2 protein-coding genes are annotated in these 20,347 nt (G+C 37.8%); both read left to right on the top strand.

Going from position 1 to position 20,347, the window contains the following annotated elements; translation table 11 throughout:
• Nucleotides 1-4,173 (top strand): PorP/SprF family type IX secretion system membrane protein, encoded by a 4,173-nt coding sequence (locus AC3IS6_RS05030; protein WP_489163951.1) that lies wholly within the window; start codon nt 1-3, stop codon nt 4,171-4,173.
• Nucleotides 4,174-4,304: 131 nt separating this feature from the next.
• Nucleotides 4,305-20,306: a T9SS type B sorting domain-containing protein gene (locus AC3IS6_RS05025; protein ID WP_489163950.1), complete on the top strand. Its 16,002-nt coding sequence runs from the start codon at nt 4,305-4,307 to the stop codon at nt 20,304-20,306.
• Nucleotides 20,307-20,347: the final 41 nt, after the last annotated feature.

Here is a 20,347-nt window from a genome sequence, read left to right as displayed (position 1 = left end):
ATGAAGAAAATTTTACTATTCATAACTTTATTTTACGGTTTTTCAAATACACTCTATTCTCAGGCTACTTCTGAGGGTGGAGTTGTTTCGTTTTCGTTACCCATCAGAAATTCTTTAAAGTTTAACAGATACTTAATTAACCCTGCCTTTAGCTTTGTTCGTGAAACAAATGCTTATGCCAGTTTTTATAATAAAAGACAATGGGTGCAGTTTGAAAACGCACCGAACACTTATTTAGCCAATTACTCAGGCCGTTTTAGAGAAAATGAAGCCTTTGCTTTTGGCCTTTTTCAACAAAATTATGGTGTAATGACTGTTTTTGGAGGAATCGGAAACTTTGCGCATAACATCGTTTTAGAACAGGACAGTAACTTAACTTTTGGTATGAACGTTGGTGTTTACCAAAGTAGTTTAAACACAGGAAAAATCATTTCAGATGATCCGAATATCCTAAACGGTGATTACCCGTCTAATACTTTATTGACCGTTAATCCCGGAGTAAATTACGGAACCGCTTTTCTTGATTTTGGGGTATCTGTAAACAATTTGATTCTTTACAATTTTGGATCCGGAATCGTAAAAGAGGATCCGGAAAGAGCTATCGAATTGCATGCAATGTATACCGGTTACATTGATAGTTATGGTTTTTTTGACAGAAGTAAATTCTCAGGAATTTTAAAAACGGAGGTTAAAAAAGACAAAACAGTAATCTCAGGACTTGCTATGATCGCAATTCCAAAAGGAGTTTGGGCACAAGCCGGATACAATACTTTATATGGTATTTCTGCGGGTCTTGGATTTAATATTTCTTCTAGTATTGCATTTGAGTACAATTATGAAAAAGGAATGGGGAATTTCACCAATATGGGAGGTTCTCATGAATTTACTATAGCTTATAAATTTAAAAATAAAAACTATTACTATGGTGATGACGAAGAGGGGGCTTTAATAGAACCTGCTAAACCAAAACCTGTAATGGCTAAGCCAACAACTGCCCCTGTAACCAGAGTAGACGGAGCCGCAAAAGCACAATTAGCCGCCGAAGCTAAAGCGAAAGCAGATGCTGAGGCACTGAAAGTGAGACTTGCTGCTGCAGAGAAAGTAAAAGCCGATGCCGAAGCCGCTGCAAAAGCAAGATTACTGGCAGATACGAAAGCCAAAGCTGATGCAGAAGCATTGAAAATTAAGTTAGCTGCCGATGCGAAAGCTAAAGCAGATGCCGTTGCCGCTGCAAAAGCAAAAACAGCTGTCGCTAATAAACCTGAGCCACAAAAAACACAGGCACAATTGGCTGCTGATAAAGCCAAAGCTGATGCCGAAGCATTGAGAATCAGATTAGCTGCGGATACTAAAGCGAAAGCAGATGCTGCAGCTGCTGCCAAAGCAAAAACAGTTGCTGCAAATAAACCGGCACCACAAAAAACGCAGGCGCAATTGGCTGCTGATAAAGCAAAAGCCGACGCCGAAGCGATGAAATTGAAATTAGCTGCTGATGCTAAAGCGAAAGCTGATGCAGAAGCTGCTGCCAAAGCAAAAACGGCTGCTGCCAATAAGCCAGCACCACAAAAAACACAGGCGCAATTGGCTGCTGATAAAGTCAAAGCCGACGCTGAAGCTGCTGCGAAAGCTAAATTAGCAGCAGATAAAGCCAAAGCTGATGCAGAAGCTTTACAACTGAAATTAGCTGCTGATGCGAAAGCGAAAGCGGATGCTGCAGAAGCGAAACGTAAAGCCGATGCCAAAGCGAAAGCAGAAGCTGCTGATCTACAATCTATTTTAGCTGCAGATGCTAAAGCTAAGGCAGATTCAGATGCACTTCAGGCGAGACTGGCTGCAGAAGCAAAAGCTGCCGCTGCCGCTGCCGCCAAAACAAAAGCAAGTATAGACGCTGCTAATAAAGCGAAACTGGCTGCTGATGCAAAAGCTAAAGCTGCCGAAGAAGCTGCTTTAAAAGAGAAACTAGCTGCTGATGCAAAAGCAAAAGCGGATCAGGAGGCTAGACAAGCTAGAATTGCTGCTGATGCCAAAGCGAAAGCTGATGCAGAAGCCTTACAAGCAAAATTAGCTGCTGATGCCAAAGCGAAAGCCGATGCAGAAGCCTTACAAGCAAAATTAGCTGCCGATGCCAAAGCTAAAGCTGATGCAGAAGCCTTACAAGCAAAATTAGCTGCCGATGCCAAAGCCAAAGCTGATGCAGAAGCCTTACAAGCAAAACTAGCTGCCGATGCCAAAGCCAAAGCTGATGCTCAGGCACTTCAGGCGAAGTTAGCTGCTGATGCTAAAGCGAAAGCCGATGCAGAAGCTTTACAAGCAAAATTAGCTGCCGATGCCAAAGCCAAAGCTGATGCAGAAGCCTTACAAGCAAAACTAGCTGCCGATGCCAAAGCAAAAGCCGATATGGAAGCTTTACAAGCAAAATTAATTGCTGATGCAAGAGTAAAAGCCGATGCTGAAGCAACTGCCAAAGCAAAAGCTGACGCAGAAGCGAAACAATTACAAGAAGCTGAAGAGGCACGTTTGGCCAAACTAGCTACTGATGCTAAGGCAAAAGCCGACGCAGAAGCTTTACAAATAAAACAAGCTGCAGACGCTAAAGCGAAAGCCGATGCTCTAGCGCTTCAGGCGAAGTTAGCTGCTGACGCGAAAGCCAAAGCCGACGCGGAAGCACTTCTGGCAAAACAAGCTGCCGATGCTAAAGCCAAAGCTGACGCAGAAGCTTTACAAGCAAAATTAGCTGCTGACGCTAAAGCAAAAGCCGACGCTAAAGCAAAAGCCGACGCTCAGGCACTTCAGGCGAAGTTAGCTGCTGATGCTAAGGCCAAAGCTGATGCAGAAGCCCTACAAGCAAAACAAGCCGCAGATGCCAAAGCGAAAGCCGACGCAGAAGCGTTTCAGGCCAAATTAGCCGCCGATGCTAAAGCCAAAGCTGATGCAGAAGCCCTACAAGCAAAACAAGCTGCTGATGCCAAAGCGAAAGCCGATGCTATAGCACTTCAAGCAAAATTAGCTGCCGATGCCAAAGCTAAAGCCGATGCAGAAGCTTTAGTGGCAAAACAAGCTGCTGATGCCAAAGCAAAAGCGGATATGGAAGCTGCACAAGCTAAGTTACTGGCAGATCAAAGAGCTAAAGCGGATGCAGAAGCTACGGAGAAATTAAAAGCGGAGGAAGAAACAAGACAGCTAAGATTAGCAGAAGAAGCACGTGAAGCAAAATTACTTGCCGATGCCAAAGCGAAAGCCGATGCAGAAGCACTTCAGGCTAAACTTGCTGCAGATGCATTAGCAAAAGCAGCTTCAGCTACAAAAGATGATACCGCAAAAGCAATCGACAATTTATCTCAATCTATTGAAAGTGCGAGTAAAATACAAAAGGATTTATTATCTCAGTTTAACTCTACAGTAGCGAGTAAGCAAAGAGACTTAAATGACTTAAGAGAAGAGAATGATTTAAGTGAAAAAGGAATTTATAAAGAGCCAAAACCTTTTAAAAGTGTGGCGGCTGAAAACAGCCAACTAGAAGCTTTAAAATCTCAACTTGCTGAAGTAAATAAAGCACAGAAAGATGAAATTGCCAAGTTGACTAATTTATACAATGAAAGGCTTAAAAAATTCCCGAATAAAAATGATGCTTTAAACAAAGCTTATCTTGAAAAGATAAATGAGTTAAAAGCAGCGCAATTAAAAATGGAACAGGATAGTGCTACATTACTTTCTAATTTGGAACGTATTAAAGCCGAGACTGAAATCGAGAAAAAACGTAGAATTAAGCGTGCGGCTTATGAGAATGATCAGGGTCGATATGCGCAGGACGTTGCCGCTCTTAAACGTATTAAGGAAACAACAAAATTAAGCAGTACACCTTTGACAGCAAGCGATTTTGATTTTGGTGAAGACCAGTCAAATATGCAGATTATCAAAAATATTAAAAATGCTGATGGTGGATATTATTTAATTATTGCGGTTCACAGCAGTGTCGAAAAGCGCGATCAGTTCCTGGCTAAAGCAGTTGCAGCCGGACGTACAGATGTTAATTTCTTTTATAATGTAACTACAAGTAAGTACTACATCTATTACGAGAAATTTGACGGTTTGTCAGAAGCTACAAAAGCACTAGAGACAAAAGGAACTAAGCCATACAATGGGAAAATGGCAATTGTGAAAGTTGAGAATTAATACAGAAGAAGATTAAAATTTGTCCTTCTTAAGCAAAAAAGAAGGACAGCGTAATAAATGTTATAGAATACGAATTGTTTTATTTTCTAACGCCCCTTAGAGAATAAGATGTAAGTAACAAAAAAATGATTATGAAAAAACCTACTATTTTAAGAACGCTGATTTTTGTTTTAGCTATGTTATTTAATTTTGCCACCTACTCGCAAAATTTAATCGCGTATAACTCTAAGTTTACTAAGAACTTTAATGAGAATATATTCTTAAAAACAAATGATCAGATTGGTATCCCTATAGATTTAAGGACTAATACAGATAATAATGCTAATAAATTAGCGGCACCTCCTGTAAATCCTGCAATTAAGTATGCTCAGGCACCTTATCTGGGAACTGTTTCTATTTGTCCGAATGATGGTAAGCAGTTACCAAAGTTATTTCTTTGTGGTATTAACGAAACCCGAAAAATCGAGACAGGGATAACAGATGCACAATCAATTATTTGGGAAAAGTTTAATCCGGGAGGATCTTGTTTGAATGTTTCAAATACGAATTGCGCTAATGAAACAGCAGCAGCTTCTTGTTGGACTGAAGTTGGAAATACACCTGATTATATAGCAAGTGCTGCTGGTCAGTTCAGAGTTAAAATTGTAGACAACACAGGAACGCCATATACTTTTTACTTTAATGTGTATCAGAATACATTAGATCCTGGTGCCATTGCCAAGAATGATATTATTAAATATGGAACAACTTGTACTATTAACGGAAAAATTACGGTTAATGGTTTTGGAAGTGGTTATGAATATGGTTTAACAACGACTTCTTCGCCACCATCATCATGGCAAACCACGAATGTTTTTAATGTGACAACGGCGGGTAGTTATAATGTTTTTATAAGATTGGCAGGGGTTGCAGGTTCTTGTGATTTTAAAATACCGAACATCGTAATCAATTCGACTAATTTTGCGGTTACTACCCAGGTTAATTCACCAAAATGCAATGGTGAATTAGGAAGTATTCGTGTGGTGGCGAGTGATGTTAATTTGCAGTACGTTTATAAACTTACTGGTCCTACTAACATAACGATTCCGGCGACAACTGTTCCAAATTATACTTTTAGTGGTTTGGCTTCAGGAACGTATACAGTTGAAACGTCTATTGTGGGAACTGCTTGTATGAAAGATACAAAAAACAATATAATTATTGTCGCCTCACCAAATGTATTGAATAATAGTTCAACAGTAACAAAATCTCTATCTGCTTGTAGTCTTGGTGAAATTACAGGAGCTGCGAGTGGTGGGAAAACACCGTATCGTTATTCGATAAGTATTGATGGTGGGGAATTTACTCCTGTTGCCAATGTTGATAATAAAATTACAGTTGCAAAAGCAGGAAACTATATTGTTCGTCTCGAAGATGGTAATGGTTGTACAGCTGATAAAGCAATCAGTATTGGGGCAGTAGATAAACCAGTTTACAACATCGTAAAAGAAGACGGGAATTGTACTGGTAAGTTGGGAAGTATAACAATAAATGTAACTGTTCCAAATGGATATACTGACATTAAATATAGTATAAATAATGGAACCAGTTTTGTAACGACGAATGTATTTCCAAACCTTACACAAGGTATCTATTATGTTGTGGTACAATACCAAAAGGCTGGTGTAAGCGGTACGGGTGGTACCTATTGCCAGGACCCGGCTATTTTGACCAATGTTGGTGCGGCTAATCCTTTAACAGCCTCTGCTGGTATTGCTGCATTGTCAGGTTGTGGTATTCCAAACGAAGTTCAAGGTTTAGCACGTATCGTGAACCCGCAAGGAGGTATTCCGTTCGCAGGACCATTTCCATATAAATATAGTTTTAAAGATGGTATTTGGCAGGATTCGAATGAAGCGTATATTAATCCGGGAGGGCCTTATACTTTTAAAATAAAGGATGCTGCGGGCTGTGTTTTTGATATGCCTGGTATTACATTAGATCAAAAACCAGCTCCGCCTTCTATTAAAGTTTTAGACCCGGTATTTAATTGCGACGGATCGGCGACGAGTACCGTTCAGGTAAATGGTGGGGTTCCAGATACGAAATACAGTTATAAATATTATATAGACGGATTTTTAAATAACAATACTCCACCAAATGTATTTCCAAATGTTGGAGGTGGAAAACATACGATAACTGTAGAGTATACGGTATTAAACGTTTCAACTTATAGTAACTTATTGATTGAAAATTTTGGTAGCGGAGGAACCACTACTACACCAGGTATTGCAGGTACTTATTGTTTTAATGACCAAAGGGAATTTGCTCCTTATACCTGTTCGTTAAACGGAACACCGACACGTTCGGTTGAAGATAACCAGTATTCAGTTACTAATTTCTTCTGGAGAGATGATGACCCTAATGCGAATAATACAGGAGCCTGGTTTCATTTTAAAGACCATACTACTGCAGGGAATGCTACACCAGATCCGTTAGGTAGATACTTGCTGATCAACATCGGTAAAGCTGCAGGAGATTATGGAGTTTTATATAGTAAAGACATTGTAGACGTTATCCCGAATCAGCCGGTAATGATTGATTTGTATGTTGCCAATTTATTGAGAAGAAGTAGAACTGGAGCTGCTCCAATTGTGATATTTGAACTTGTGGATCCTGCAGGAAATGTTGTTGCAAGTGATAATACAGGTAAAATAGCTGAAGATGCTTACGATGTGAACCGAAATAAATGGATCCAAAAATCTATATCATTGAATCCTGGAAACAATACTAAACTGACTTTTAAGATTCGTTCAGGAAGTACGGATTATGGAGGTAATGACTTGGTAATGGATGATATTTGGGTTCGCCAGATTCCTAAAGCTTGTGGAACTGTTAGAGATGAAGATATTACTATTGACTCTTCTAAAGCTTTCTCTGCAGAAATCACAAAGGTTGTAGATGTGAAGTGTTTTGGAGATAAAAATGGTGAACTTACGATAACAGCCCGAAATTTTGATCCAAAAAAAGGATTTCAATATTCTATAGATGGTGCTAACTGGGTAACAGTTGTACCCGTTCCGGCAGCATCAACGGGTAGTGTTACCATTGATAAATTGTTAAGTAAGAATTATCAAATAAGGGTACGTTATGAAAATATCGCAACTAGTTGTACTTGGCCTTTATCTCAGGATATAAATACACCTCAAGTATTAAAAGTATCTGCATCGGTAACTAAACCGGCTACTTGTAAGATCGGGGCAACTATAACTGCTGAGGCAACGGATGGAACTCCGGATTATAAATATGAATTAAGAGCTGCAAATGGAACAACAGTTGTAAGAGCTTTTCAAACTTCAGGAGAATTTCTTGATATTCCGGTAGGAAACTATAAAGTTATAGCTAAAGATGCTAATAAATGCGAAACGAATGTTTTAGCATCAGTAAATGTTGTTGCGGCAGTTCGACCAACCGCAGATTTTGAACCGGTAAGTAAGTGTTTCGACAAAAATACAGGCACAGATATAACGGTAAAAGTAGCAGGAGGAGTTGGTCCTTATAGTTATACAGTTACCTATAATGGGGGTACTCCAAGTTTACCAAGCCCAACGTTTGATGGGCCTAATTTTACTTATAAAGCTGCTAACGAAGGGACTTATAAATTTAAAGTTAAAGATAGTTTTGATTGTGACACAGACGAAATTACTATAACCATAAAAGCACAGTTGTTAACAAGTACAACTGTTACAACAGGACTTGATTGTGATCCTGCACCAAATAATAGAGCAATAATTTCTGGATCAATTCAGGGAGGAACAGCACCTTACACAGTAAGTATTATTTCAGGTGCTACTACTGGAACTTTGGTACAACCGGTTGCAAATGGAACATCATTTACCTATAGCATTGTAACTTCAGGTTACTATAAATTTCAAATTAAAGATGTTAATAATTGTATCACAACCAGTGAAGCAACTATCGACCCTCTAGATGCTATAATTTTAACGTCAAATAATGTTAACCCAAAATGTAATGGTGGTTTAACAGGTAGTGTAGAACTATTTCCATCAGGAGGCTCTGGTGGATTTACCTACAGTAGAGATAATATTATGTATAATGGTATATCCATTATTAAAGGATTAAGTGCGGGTAATTACACTTTTTATGTAAAAGACAGTAATAAATGTACAAAAAGTATCAATGTTACATTAACAGATCCACCTGCAGTTGTAGCTTCTGCTTCTATACCTACAAATACAACTTGTAGTGCTACTACTTTAATCACAACTTCTGGTGCGGGTGGAGTAGGAGGTTTTACTTATAGTTTTAATGGTAGTACTACTTTTAATGGAGTAAATACATTATTAGTAACGAACAAAACCACAGTACAAACTATTACTTATTCTGTAAAGGATGCTAATGATTGTATCGATACTAAAACAATCGATATTCCAGCATATAATCCGCCAGTAGGGGTTAACATCAGTACTCCGGCTACGATTACATGCGAGGTTGGTAAAACTACTACCAGTGTGACGGTAACTCCAAAAGTAGGTGGAATCGCTCCATTTACTTATTTAATTACTGCTGGCGCAGGTACAGGAACTACTAATTCTACAGGGATTTTTTCTGGACTAGTTGCAGGAAGTTATACTTTCCAGATAACAGATGCAAACGGGTGTAAAGATTCAGGATCAATTACTATTGATGCTGCAGCGACTATTGCTGTTTCAGGGAAAAAGACCGATGTTAAATGTGTTGGTCTAACAAATGGTACAGCAACATTTACTGTAACAGGAGCAAGCTCAGCAGGTAATTTTACGTATACATTAACACCAGCTTCTGGTACAGTTACGCAATTAAATGATGAAGTTACGGTTACTGGCTTAGGAGCAGGTACTTACAAATTACAGGTTAGAGATAAGACAACAAAATGTCTTTCTAATGAAGCATCTGTTACAATTAATCCGGCAACGGCAATTTCAATTACTGCAGCAACAGGATCTAATGTAAACTGTGGTAATTCTGTTTCGAATATTGTGGTCACTGTTAACGGTGGTGTGCCAAATTATAAATATGCTTATGTCCTTAGAGGAGCTGGTATACCAGCTGCAAGTGCTTTTTCTACTACGAATACAACTATCAATACAGGAGCAACGCAATCTAATTTATTTTGGGATGTATATGTAATGGATCAAAATGATTGTACCGCGGGACCATTTAATCTAGATATTACTAGAGAGACTTCGCCAACAGTGAAATCTCCGGCTCCAGCCACATTCTGTTTCAAAGCACCTTCAACAACTGCAGTAAACCTTAGTACATTCTTTAATCTTGGAACAGGTACTCATACATATACAGTAAACGGATTGTCAGTTAGTAATCCAACAAATTATAATATTACTTCAGGCGGAACTTATACAATTGTCGCAAAAGATGCTAATGGATGTACTGCAACAGCAACATACGTAGTTAATCCAGAATTGACTATTTTGGCCACAAGAGTAAAAGATTTAACTTGTACCAATAATGCAGAAATTTCTTTTACAGCTAATGGAGGATCAAATATTTATTCTAAATACGAAGTACAATTTAATTCTGCAGGGCCTTGGACTACAGTAACATCGCCATTTAGTACTGCAAATGCAGGAGATTATCAATTTAGAGTTACTGATAATGCAAATTGTCAGGCATTATCAAATAAGATAACGGTTACGGCAAAAACTACACCTTCATTTTTACATAATGAAAAACAACCAACTTGTATTGGAGTAGGTAACGGAGTGATTAATATTACAAATCCAACAGGATTGGCGCCGTTTAGTTATTTAATTAAAAAAGGATCGGTAACAGTTTCAACTACAGCATCAACTGCTAATTTAAATGCGGGAGTTTATGATGTTCTTTTGACTGATGCAAAAGGATGTACCGCCTCAGCTCAAATTACATTGAATGATCCGATAGCATTAAATGCAACGGTAAACATGACACCGTTAGCATGTAATTCAGACAATACAACAAAGCAAGCAACCATTACTGTAACTTTACCAACTGGTGGTACTGGTACAGGATACGAATATAGTTTTAATGGTGGAGCTTTTTCTGCTACAGCAACTTATAGTACCAGTATTGCTGGTACAGTAACTGTGGAAATGAGAGACAGTAATCACTGTACACAATCATTACCATCACAAACTTTTGCAGCATTAAACGGCCCAAAAATTACTGGATTCACTGCTAGTCTTATTACTTGTAAACCGGGAGAAGATAAAAGTAATGTTGACATAACGGTAAGCAATGGTGTTGGTACTTTGACTTATACAATTGTTTCTGGCCCAACTAATAATTTAACTGGTGCAACAGACGGAAAATTCACTGGATTAGCCGATGGTGCCTATGTTTTCAAAGTTACAGATGCTAATGGCTGTAGCGATACAGATTCTTATACTGTGAAACCAAAAGTTAGTATTACAGCTTCATTACTATCGCAGGTAAATGTAGCCTGTAATGGAGGAAGTACTGGTTCTGCAAAAATCACTGTTTCTGCATACACAGGTACTTACACCGCAACATTGACTGCCGGTACGGGGACAGTTACCAAAACAGGAAGCACTGTAGATATAACAAATTTAACCCAAGGTTTGTATACCTTAAGGGTTACAGATGATTTAACGGCATGTTTTAAAGATGTAAACTTTACTATAACTGAGCTTTCGCCTGTAACTTTAACGTTAACATCAAATAAAAATGCCAATTGCGGGCAGGCTTTATCAAAAGTTATCGTTACTGCTGGAGGAGGAAAATTACCTTATAGCTATGCTTTCAGGAGTACTACCGGAAATCCAGCGGCAGGAGATTATGTTTTAAATGCAAATACTGCAGATTTAGATCCAGCAATTACAACTTGGTATGCTTGGGTAAAAGATGCTAATGGTTGCGAGAAATCATTATCAATTCCTATTGCTAAAGATCCAGATGCAGTTGTAAATTTACCTGCACAGCAATGCTTTGCAGCACCTTTCACAATTACACTTTCTGGAACTGGTAAAGCACCATTGGAATTTACGGTAAATGGTTCAACATTACCTGGAACAACATATAACGTTACAGCATCAGGTACTTATAAATTAGGTGTTAAAGATGCTAATGGTTGTACTAATTTTAAAGATTATGTAGTAGACAAACAAATATTTGCAAGTGCCATTCCAGGTAAAGATCTTACTTGTTCTGTACCTACTGCAGCTGAAATTACGGTAAATATTACAAATGGAACGGCTCCGTACAGTTACCAAATATATAATGGATCATTAGCTGTTGGAGCTCCTGTAACAGGTATTGCTACAACTAGTTTTACAGAGACGTTTACTTCACCGGGAAATTATAGTTTTGAAGTTACCGATAGTAAAGGTTGTCCAGTAAAAACAAATGCATTACCTGTAACGGCTACAGGTACTATTGTCGCAAACCCAGTAACTACGCTTGCGAATTGTCATGGTAATAGCGATGGTACAGTGACTTTTACAGGCTCAGGAGGAAAAGCACCTTATAAATATAGTTTAGATGGAAGTACATTAGATTTTTCAAATGTTTTTGGAGGTTTAGCAGTAGGTCCACATTCTTATATTGTTGAGGACGCCAGAGGATGTCGCGATGTGGGAACAATAACCATAGGACAGCCTAATAAGATAGATCCTTCATTTACAGTTAACGATATAAAATGTTATGGTGACATACCAGGAAGTATAGAAATTACTGGAATAAATGATGGTGTGGGGCCTTTTATCTTTACTTTATTTGATGATAAAACAAATACTGCTATCCATACCAGCATACCAACTTCTTCTAGAACATATGTGTTTCCAAATAATCTAGTGTTTGGTGATTATCATGTATTAATCGTAGATAGTAAAGGTTGTGAAGCTAAAAGTGGTAAATTAAGAATTTCAACTCATCCTTACCTTAAATTTGCACCTCCAGTTATAAGTGGTACATGTAAGGCTGGTGCAACAGTAAATTTATTTTTAGATACTACTTTACCGAGTGCTCCAAACTATAAGTATTCGATTTATGGAGATGCATCTACGGTTTCTGCTGCTACTCCAGCTACAACTTATCAGTTTACTGGTTTAAAATTTGGTCAAACTTATTTCTTTCAGGTTGAAGACAGTAATGGATGTTTCTCTATTGTTGAAGTACCAATAGCTCCATTGTCATTAATACAATTTACTAGTATTGTTTCTACTGATGTTTCTTGTAATGTAACACCAAGCGTTGCAAATGGTTCTATAAAGTTTACGGTTTCTAATTATGATCCTTCGGTTGACAACTTACGTGTAGAGGTATTAGATCAATTAACTAATTTACGACTTTCACCAAGAGTATTTAGAGATTATGTGGTAACATCAACCACTTCAATAACAGATACTTTTATAAATTTACCAACAGGTTCCTATACTTTACAAGCTTTAGAATTGGATGGCACAGAATGTTCAAATGCAACAACATTTGAAATAGGAAAGCCACTGCAGCCAGTAGCAGTGAGTGTCATTAGTCAAACCAATGATAATTGTAATGCAGATGCTCGTGTAGTGGTTAAAGCAACAGGGGGAACGAAACCTTATGAATATACTTTTGTTGCCGATGGAGCGCTAGAACCAACAGGAGGTTATTCTTCTGCTAATCCTTTGATTATTAACTTTGAATCAGGTACCGACTGGGATATTTGGGTAAAAGATAAAAACGGTTGTACTTCAAAAGTTGATGTATCAATCGGAAAAGATTTGCCTCCAGTGGCAGTTGCAGGACCTGCAGTTCCTTGCTTTACAGGAGCTACTTTTACGGTAGATTTAAGTCAGTACTTTACTATAACAGTTGGTACTCCTATTTATACATTAGATGGTGTAGACTTACCTTCTTCAATAGCTACCATCACCGCTGCTAAAACTTATACTATCGGTGTAAGAGATGGTAATGGCTGTACTGCTACTGCTTCTTATGTTGTAAGAGATATATTAAAACTTTCTCCAACGCTTACGAAAGAATTAGATTGTAACACTCCTGCACCAAATGCAACAGTTACAGTTGAAGCCCAAGGAGGAGATAATACAAATTATACATATACCATTACAGCAGGTACTACGAGTAATACTACGGGTGCGACAACTGGTATATTTACTGGTCTAGATGCCGGTAATTATACTTTTGAGGTAAATGACGGAGCTTGTACTGCTACAGCAACTATTAAAATTGATGCTTTGGTAAACATTGTTCCTGCAAAATTAGAAATCAACCCATTATGTATTGGTGCTAATGGAAGCGTTGAAATAAACGCAACTGGTGGAACCGGAATTTATACCTATCAAAAAGGTGCTGCACCAACTTTACCAACTGAAACGAGTAATAAATTTGTTCAAACCGCAGCAGAGGGAACGGTTACCTACTATATTAAAGATAGTAAAGGTTGTATTCAAACAATAAATGCTACTGTAACTGATCCGACACCAGTATCTTTTGTTTCAGTCGTAGTAGATCAGATGTTATGTGGTTTAGGAAACACTCCAAATGAGGCCAAGATAACTGTTACTGCAACCGGTGGCGCAGGAGGTTATGAATATAGTTTTGATAACGGAGCGAACTACTCTGGAAGTAATATTTTTACCACAAAAATTAGTGGTACTTATAATATAATTGTAAAAGATGCTAACGGTTGTATTTCCGTAATGCGACCTGAAACAATTGATGCATTAGATCCGCCAGTTATCACTGGATTTGGTAAAACACAAATGACTTGTCCTGCACTGGAAAGTGATGTAACGATAAATCATAGCAATGGTATTGGTACCGTAACTTATACCATGGTTTCTGGTACGACAATGAATACTACCGGTGATACCAGTGGTACATACACTGGATTGAAAGCGGGTGACTATGTATTTAGAATTACAGATAGCAATAATTGTACAGACGAAAAATCATTTACCGTACCTGCATTACCAACATTACAAATGCAGGAACAAGTTGTGGCTAACGTAGGTTGTATTACAGAAAAAACGGGTAGTGCAACATTTACGGCAAGTGATTTCTTTGCTTCAGGAGCATTTACTTATTCAGTTGTAACAACTCCAACAGGCTTAACTTTTACAGATACTAAAGTGGGTGATGTTCTTACTTTATCGGATCTTGCGAAAGGAAATTATGAAGTAACATTTACAGACAATACTACACATTGTAGTGTAACGAAATCAGTTGATATTACAGAGCCAGCATTGGCTTTATCGATAACGGCTGTAGCAGGTAATGTTCATTGTAACGATCCAGTTTCTCAGCTTACAATGACTCCTGTTGGAGGAACATCGACTTATACTTATTCTATTGTACAAAGTGGTACAGGTGCAGGAACGTATTCTACTTCAATATCTATTAATACTACAACTTTGACAAATGGTGTAGTAAGTGCAAATGGTTTAGGAATGACTTGGCTTGTTGATGTTTACGTAATGGATGCGAACAATTGTACAGCTATGACGACGGTAACAATTACTAAAGACGATGTACCTACTGTAACAACGCCAACATTGACAACAAACCAATGTACAGCAGTTGAAAATTACACATTTACAGCTACGGGAACGGGTGTTGCGCCATTAAGCTTTAGTATTAATGGTACAGATTATTTTGAAAGCACTGGAACAACATATACATTTACAGTGCCGGCTCCTACAACGGCTTCACAAGCTTATACTGTGTATATTAAAGATGCGAATGGTTGTATGGCAACTAGTACAACTTCAACAACAGTTTACAAACCTTTAACTTTCAATGTAGTTCAAGATAAGGAAATTACCTGTGTTCCGATGCCTGTGACCACAGCCGCTCAGTTTACTTTGACAGCCGCTGATGGAAATCCAGCATACACTTACGAAGTAAATATTAATAACACAGGGTTTAATATTATTACTTCGCCGTATACAACTAGTGTAATAGGAACATACATATTCAGAGTTACAGATAGTAATTCTTGTTCTGTTACAAGCGATCCTGTAAAAGTAGATCTTCCAGTAGACCCTATATTTACAATAACTAAGGTTGATGTAAAATGTAATGGAGATGATACAGGAACTATTACAGTTGCTCCTTCCGGAGGTGTTCGCCCTTATACTTTTGCGCTAAGCGGTGCAAATGCAAATAATTCGGGAGATGCTACAGGTTTATATACAGGATTACGAGCTGGTACTTATAACGTGGTGGTTACAGATGCTTATGGATGTACATCTGGAGTTACACCCGCAATTGTAATTACTGAGCCAAGTATATTAACGGCTAGGGCTACTCTCTCACTTAATACTACATGTAGCAATACTACAGTGATTACAGTTGAAGGAAATGGCGGTACGAGAATTGCGACAAGTACGTTAGGTTACTTATATAGTTTTGATAATGGTGTAACGTTCGACACATCGGATAAGATCACAATTGATATTAATAATGGTACAGTGCAGACAATTTGGTATTCTGTTAAAGATGCAAATGGTTGTACAACAGCGCCTAAATCAATTACAGTAAATCCATTAAATAAACCAAGTAAATTAGATTTTAATGCTACATTGGTAACTTGTAAAGCAGGTGAAGATGTGAGTACGGTTCAAGTAAAAGCAACTAATGGAGTAGGAGCTTTAGAATTTAGAATCGTGGCGACTAATACAGCAACTTCTCCAACATTGTTTGGTCCAATAGCGGTCACAGGTTCTGCAGTAGCAGCAAGTTTCCCGGGATTACTTCCAGGAGAATATACTTTTGAGGTTAAGGATGAAAATGGCTGTAGATATCAGGATGTTTACAGAGTAAAAGATCTTGTAAATATTGCTGTAAACGGAAATGTTGATGCAGAAGTTGCCTGTAAAGGAGATGCTAACGGAAAAGTAACTTTTACCGTTTCTGGATTCAACACAGGATTTACGCAAACAATTACAGGTGTTTCAGGATTGGGTGTTATAACACCAGTAGGAACAGATACTTTTGTACTGACGAATTTAGTGGCTGGTCCGTATAAAATTGATGTAAAAGATAATGTAACAGATTGTGTTGCTAGCATTACAGTAGATGTTCCAGAGCCTGAAAGATTAGAAGTAGATTATATAACTCTTAAAAATGCAAATTGTACCGATTTGGCGAAAATAAAAGCTACTGCTTCTAAAGGTACAGCTGGATATACGTATGCATTTGTTAAAGCAGGCGATCCAGTAGTGTATGGTACTGAAGATACTGCTGAATTAGACAAAGCCTTCACATGGACAGTGTGGGCTAAAGATTCGCATGGTTGTGAAACGTCTAAAGCTATTAATATTCTTGTAGATGCCTCACCGGTTATTGTGTCGGCAATACCTAATCACTGTCCAAGTACAACAGGTACTTATGATATTACGGTAACTGCTAATGGATTTAATGCAAATCTTGAATATAGCTTAGATGGAAACAGCTGGGGGACAAATAAGGTTTTAGTAGTGAAATCTTCTGGTGCTCATATTGTTTATGTTCGTGATGAAAATAAATGTACGGCGAATCAAACAGTTACTATTTTGGAACCATTAAGATTAGAATATGATATTATAGAAACTCCTATTTGTGAAGGAAATCAAGGTGAAGTAACCTTACGAGCTTACGGAGGTACTGTAGCACCAAGTTACGAGTACAGTAAAGATGGAATCAATTTTGATGCTAATCCAATATTTAATGGATTAGTTCCGGGTAATTACACATTTACTGTTAGAGATACAGGAACAGGTTGTACAAAAGAGGTAGAAGTTAAATTTGAGATTCCAAATAAGAGTATTATTTTTAGCTTAGAACCAACCAATGTAATTTGTAATCGAGAAAGTAATGGAACGGTTACTGTAAACATGGCCACTCCAACTACAACGGTAAACAATAACCCAGTTTATACTTACAAAATTAACCCATCTCCTGTTGGAATGGTTTTAGTAGGTAACGTATTCACGAATCTTCCGGCAGATACTTATACAGTTACTGTAACTTCCGGAAAAGGATGTGAGGTTCCTATGACCGTAATTGTTGGTCAACCGGCCGTAATTATTGTCGATACTCCAATTGTTAGTAACTATGGTTGTGCAACAGATAATAAAACAATCTATGCAACAATCACTGTAGATAAAACTAAAATAACAGGTGGTTCTAAAAATTATACGAGATTCCAGTTTGTTAAAACTAGTAATGCTAATGAAATAGTTTACGATGGAACTTCTAACATATATACAGAAAGCGATTTCTTAGGAGGAAAATATGTAGTAAATGTTTTTGATAATAAGGGTTGTATGGGAGCTTCTACTGAAGTTGAGATACTACCATTCACTAGCATGGACAAAATTGATGTTGTAATTACACCAATAACTTGTGCGACGAATGAAGCTATTGCAGTTAAGGTTAAAGATTTCAATGGAGTGACATTTACAATACCATTAGAGTACAAGCTTGATGGTGTGGGCCGAACCGTATTTAGTGAAACAAATACAAATGGTGTATTCACTAATTTACCAATCGGGCATTATTTGATTTCTGTTAAGAATACAGCAACAGGATGTGTTATCAAGAAAGATCATTTTGTGAACGATCCAAATACATTCCGTTTAACAGCTGAAAATGTGACTAATATTAAATGTTACGGAGTATTAGAAGGTAGTGTTGATTTAATTTTAACCGATAATTTATTGGTTCCAACAAATGATGCTGGAGAATTTAAATACGAGATTAAAGATGTTGCAGGAACATTAGTTAAGGATGGCACAAGTGATGCTACTGGTAAAGCAACAATTAATGGTTTGAAAGCAGGTTTATATAATGTTAAAGCAGTTCTTTCAAAAACACCATTCTGTGAGGTTATTACTAGTTTTTCAATTCAACAACCAATAACAGAACTAAAGATATCTGAAATTCATGCTCCAATTTCTTGTATACCAGGGAATGACGGTAAGATTGTCATATCTGCAGATGGCGGATGGCCGGGTGGTTACCAATATGAATTAGTAGGTGTTAGCACAGGATATTCTGATCAGTCGGAATTTTCTAACCTATCGGCTGGGACTTATATTTTAAATGTTAAGGACAGTAAAGGGTGTGTAGCTACAACTACTGTAACATTGAATAATCCAACGCCAATAGCAGCAACAGCAACAGCTACTACAAGTACATTATTATGTTATGGAGATAAAACTGGTGTAATTACTGTATCAGCTCCAACAGGAGGTCAGGGAAGTAACTATGCATATATCTTAAATCTATTATCAGTGAATCCGGTTATTTCCACTGCATCTCAGGATAGTCCAATCTTTACAGGATTAGGAGCAGGGAAGTATTCTGTGACGATTGTAGATCAATTGAACTGTAATAGAACTACCGCTGAAGTTATTATCGGTGAACCATTAGAAATTATTCCAACATTGGAATTAGCAACTGGAATAACTTGTAAAACAGCTGCTACACTTAAATTAAGTGCAATAGGTGGAAGTGGTCCATATGAATATAGTTCTGATAAGAATTTTACAACTGTATTAGGCTCTTTACCTGCAACATTTGCTGTAGGAGTTGGAGATCACCAATATTTTGTGAGAGACTCTAAAGGATGTGTAAGTTCAATTTCTAACAATGTTACGATAGATGCCTTAACGCCATTGACCTTGAAATTAGATTTAACCAATGCAGTTGTTTACTGTAAAGGAAGTGCAACAGCGGCTATCGACGCAGAAGCAATTGGAGGTTTAACTAATTATGTGTATACCTTGTTTGATGGTAACGGGGTTGTGGTAAGACCGGCTCAGCCAACAGGTTATTTTGATTTGCTTCCTAAAGGAGTTTATGTTGTACGTGTTGATAGTGGAGATTGTCAGTATGATTCTGCTTCAATCAATATCAATGAACCGGCGCAACCACTATCCGTTATTCCAACCGTAATCGATGCGACATGTTTTGCTTCTAATGATGGTAAGATCTCGATCGCAGCAACCGGAGGAACGGGAGTAATTAAGTATGCTATTTCGCCAAATTTAGGAATGTTTGATGATAAATTTGAATTTGACCGACTAGCTCCGGGAGTTTATCAGGTTTTAGTTCAGGATGAAAATTCATGTTTCCAGCTTTTAAATCTTGAAATTAAAGAACCACCTCTTTTAGGTGCCAAAGTTGTAGGACCAATTTTGCAGGAAATTTGCGATGGTGACATAGATGGAGCGTTTAGTATAGAAATTTTTGGTGGTAAACCACCGTATAGTGTAAGCCTTGATAACGAAAATGGAACTTATATTCCGGTTGTTGGTACACAGCATGATTTCGTAGCTCTTAAAGGTGGTAGACATACTGTATATATTAAAGATGCTACTTGTATCAGTACACTTGAAGTAATCATGGATAAAGCAGTAATTCTTGACCCAATAGCTGAAACCAATTACGATTGTGTGAACAACGCACAAACAAATATGGTAACCGTTACGGTTGATGCTAGTAATACAGATCTTACGCAAATATATTATTCACTTGACAGTTATGCAGGCCCTGGGCAACCAAGTAACATTTTTACAAATGTGGCTCCTGGAACTCACTATGTGGTAGCAATACATTCAAATGGATGTAAAAAGGAAACTGCACGTTTTGAAATCAGAGCTTACGACAAGTTAACGCTTGGAGAGTCTGAAGGAAAACCAGAAATGAACATCATTTCGGTAACTGCTGCCGGTGGAGCACCTGCTTACGAGTACAGTTTCAACGGAGAACCGTTTACTTCTTCTAACAAATACAAAATCTACAAAACAGGAGATTATGAAGTAATAGTAAGAGACCAAAACGGATGTACGGCAACAATAACTGTACATGCAATTTATGTTGATGTTTGTCTTGACAATTACTTCACTCCAAACGGAGATGGTGTTTATGACACTTGGGGTCCTGGTTGTACAAACATTTACAACAACCTTGTATTCTCAATCTTTGACAGATACGGTCGTGTAATTGCCAAGTACCACTATGGTCAAAAATGGGACGGTAGATACAATGGTGCCGAATTACCTTCAGGAGATTACTGGTATGTTCTTAAATTGAATGACGAGAAAGATGCACGTGAGTTTGTAGGACATTTCACTTTATACAGATAACAAAATAAGAGCCCCTAATGATGTTATCTAAAAAAATTATT

The organism is Flavobacterium sp. KH_035 (assembly GCF_057839565.1).
The sequence above is the reverse complement of the archived record's forward strand: the minus strand, read 5'-3'. Positions and strand labels throughout refer to the sequence as shown.

Coding starts and splice junctions, on each gene's coding strand:
- AC3IS6_RS05030 (WP_489163951.1), top strand. CDS start 1: ATGAAGAAAATTTTACTATTCATAACTTTATTTTACGGTTTTTCAAAT.
- AC3IS6_RS05025 (WP_489163950.1), top strand. CDS start 4,305: ATGAAAAAACCTACTATTTTAAGAACGCTGATTTTTGTTTTAGCTATG.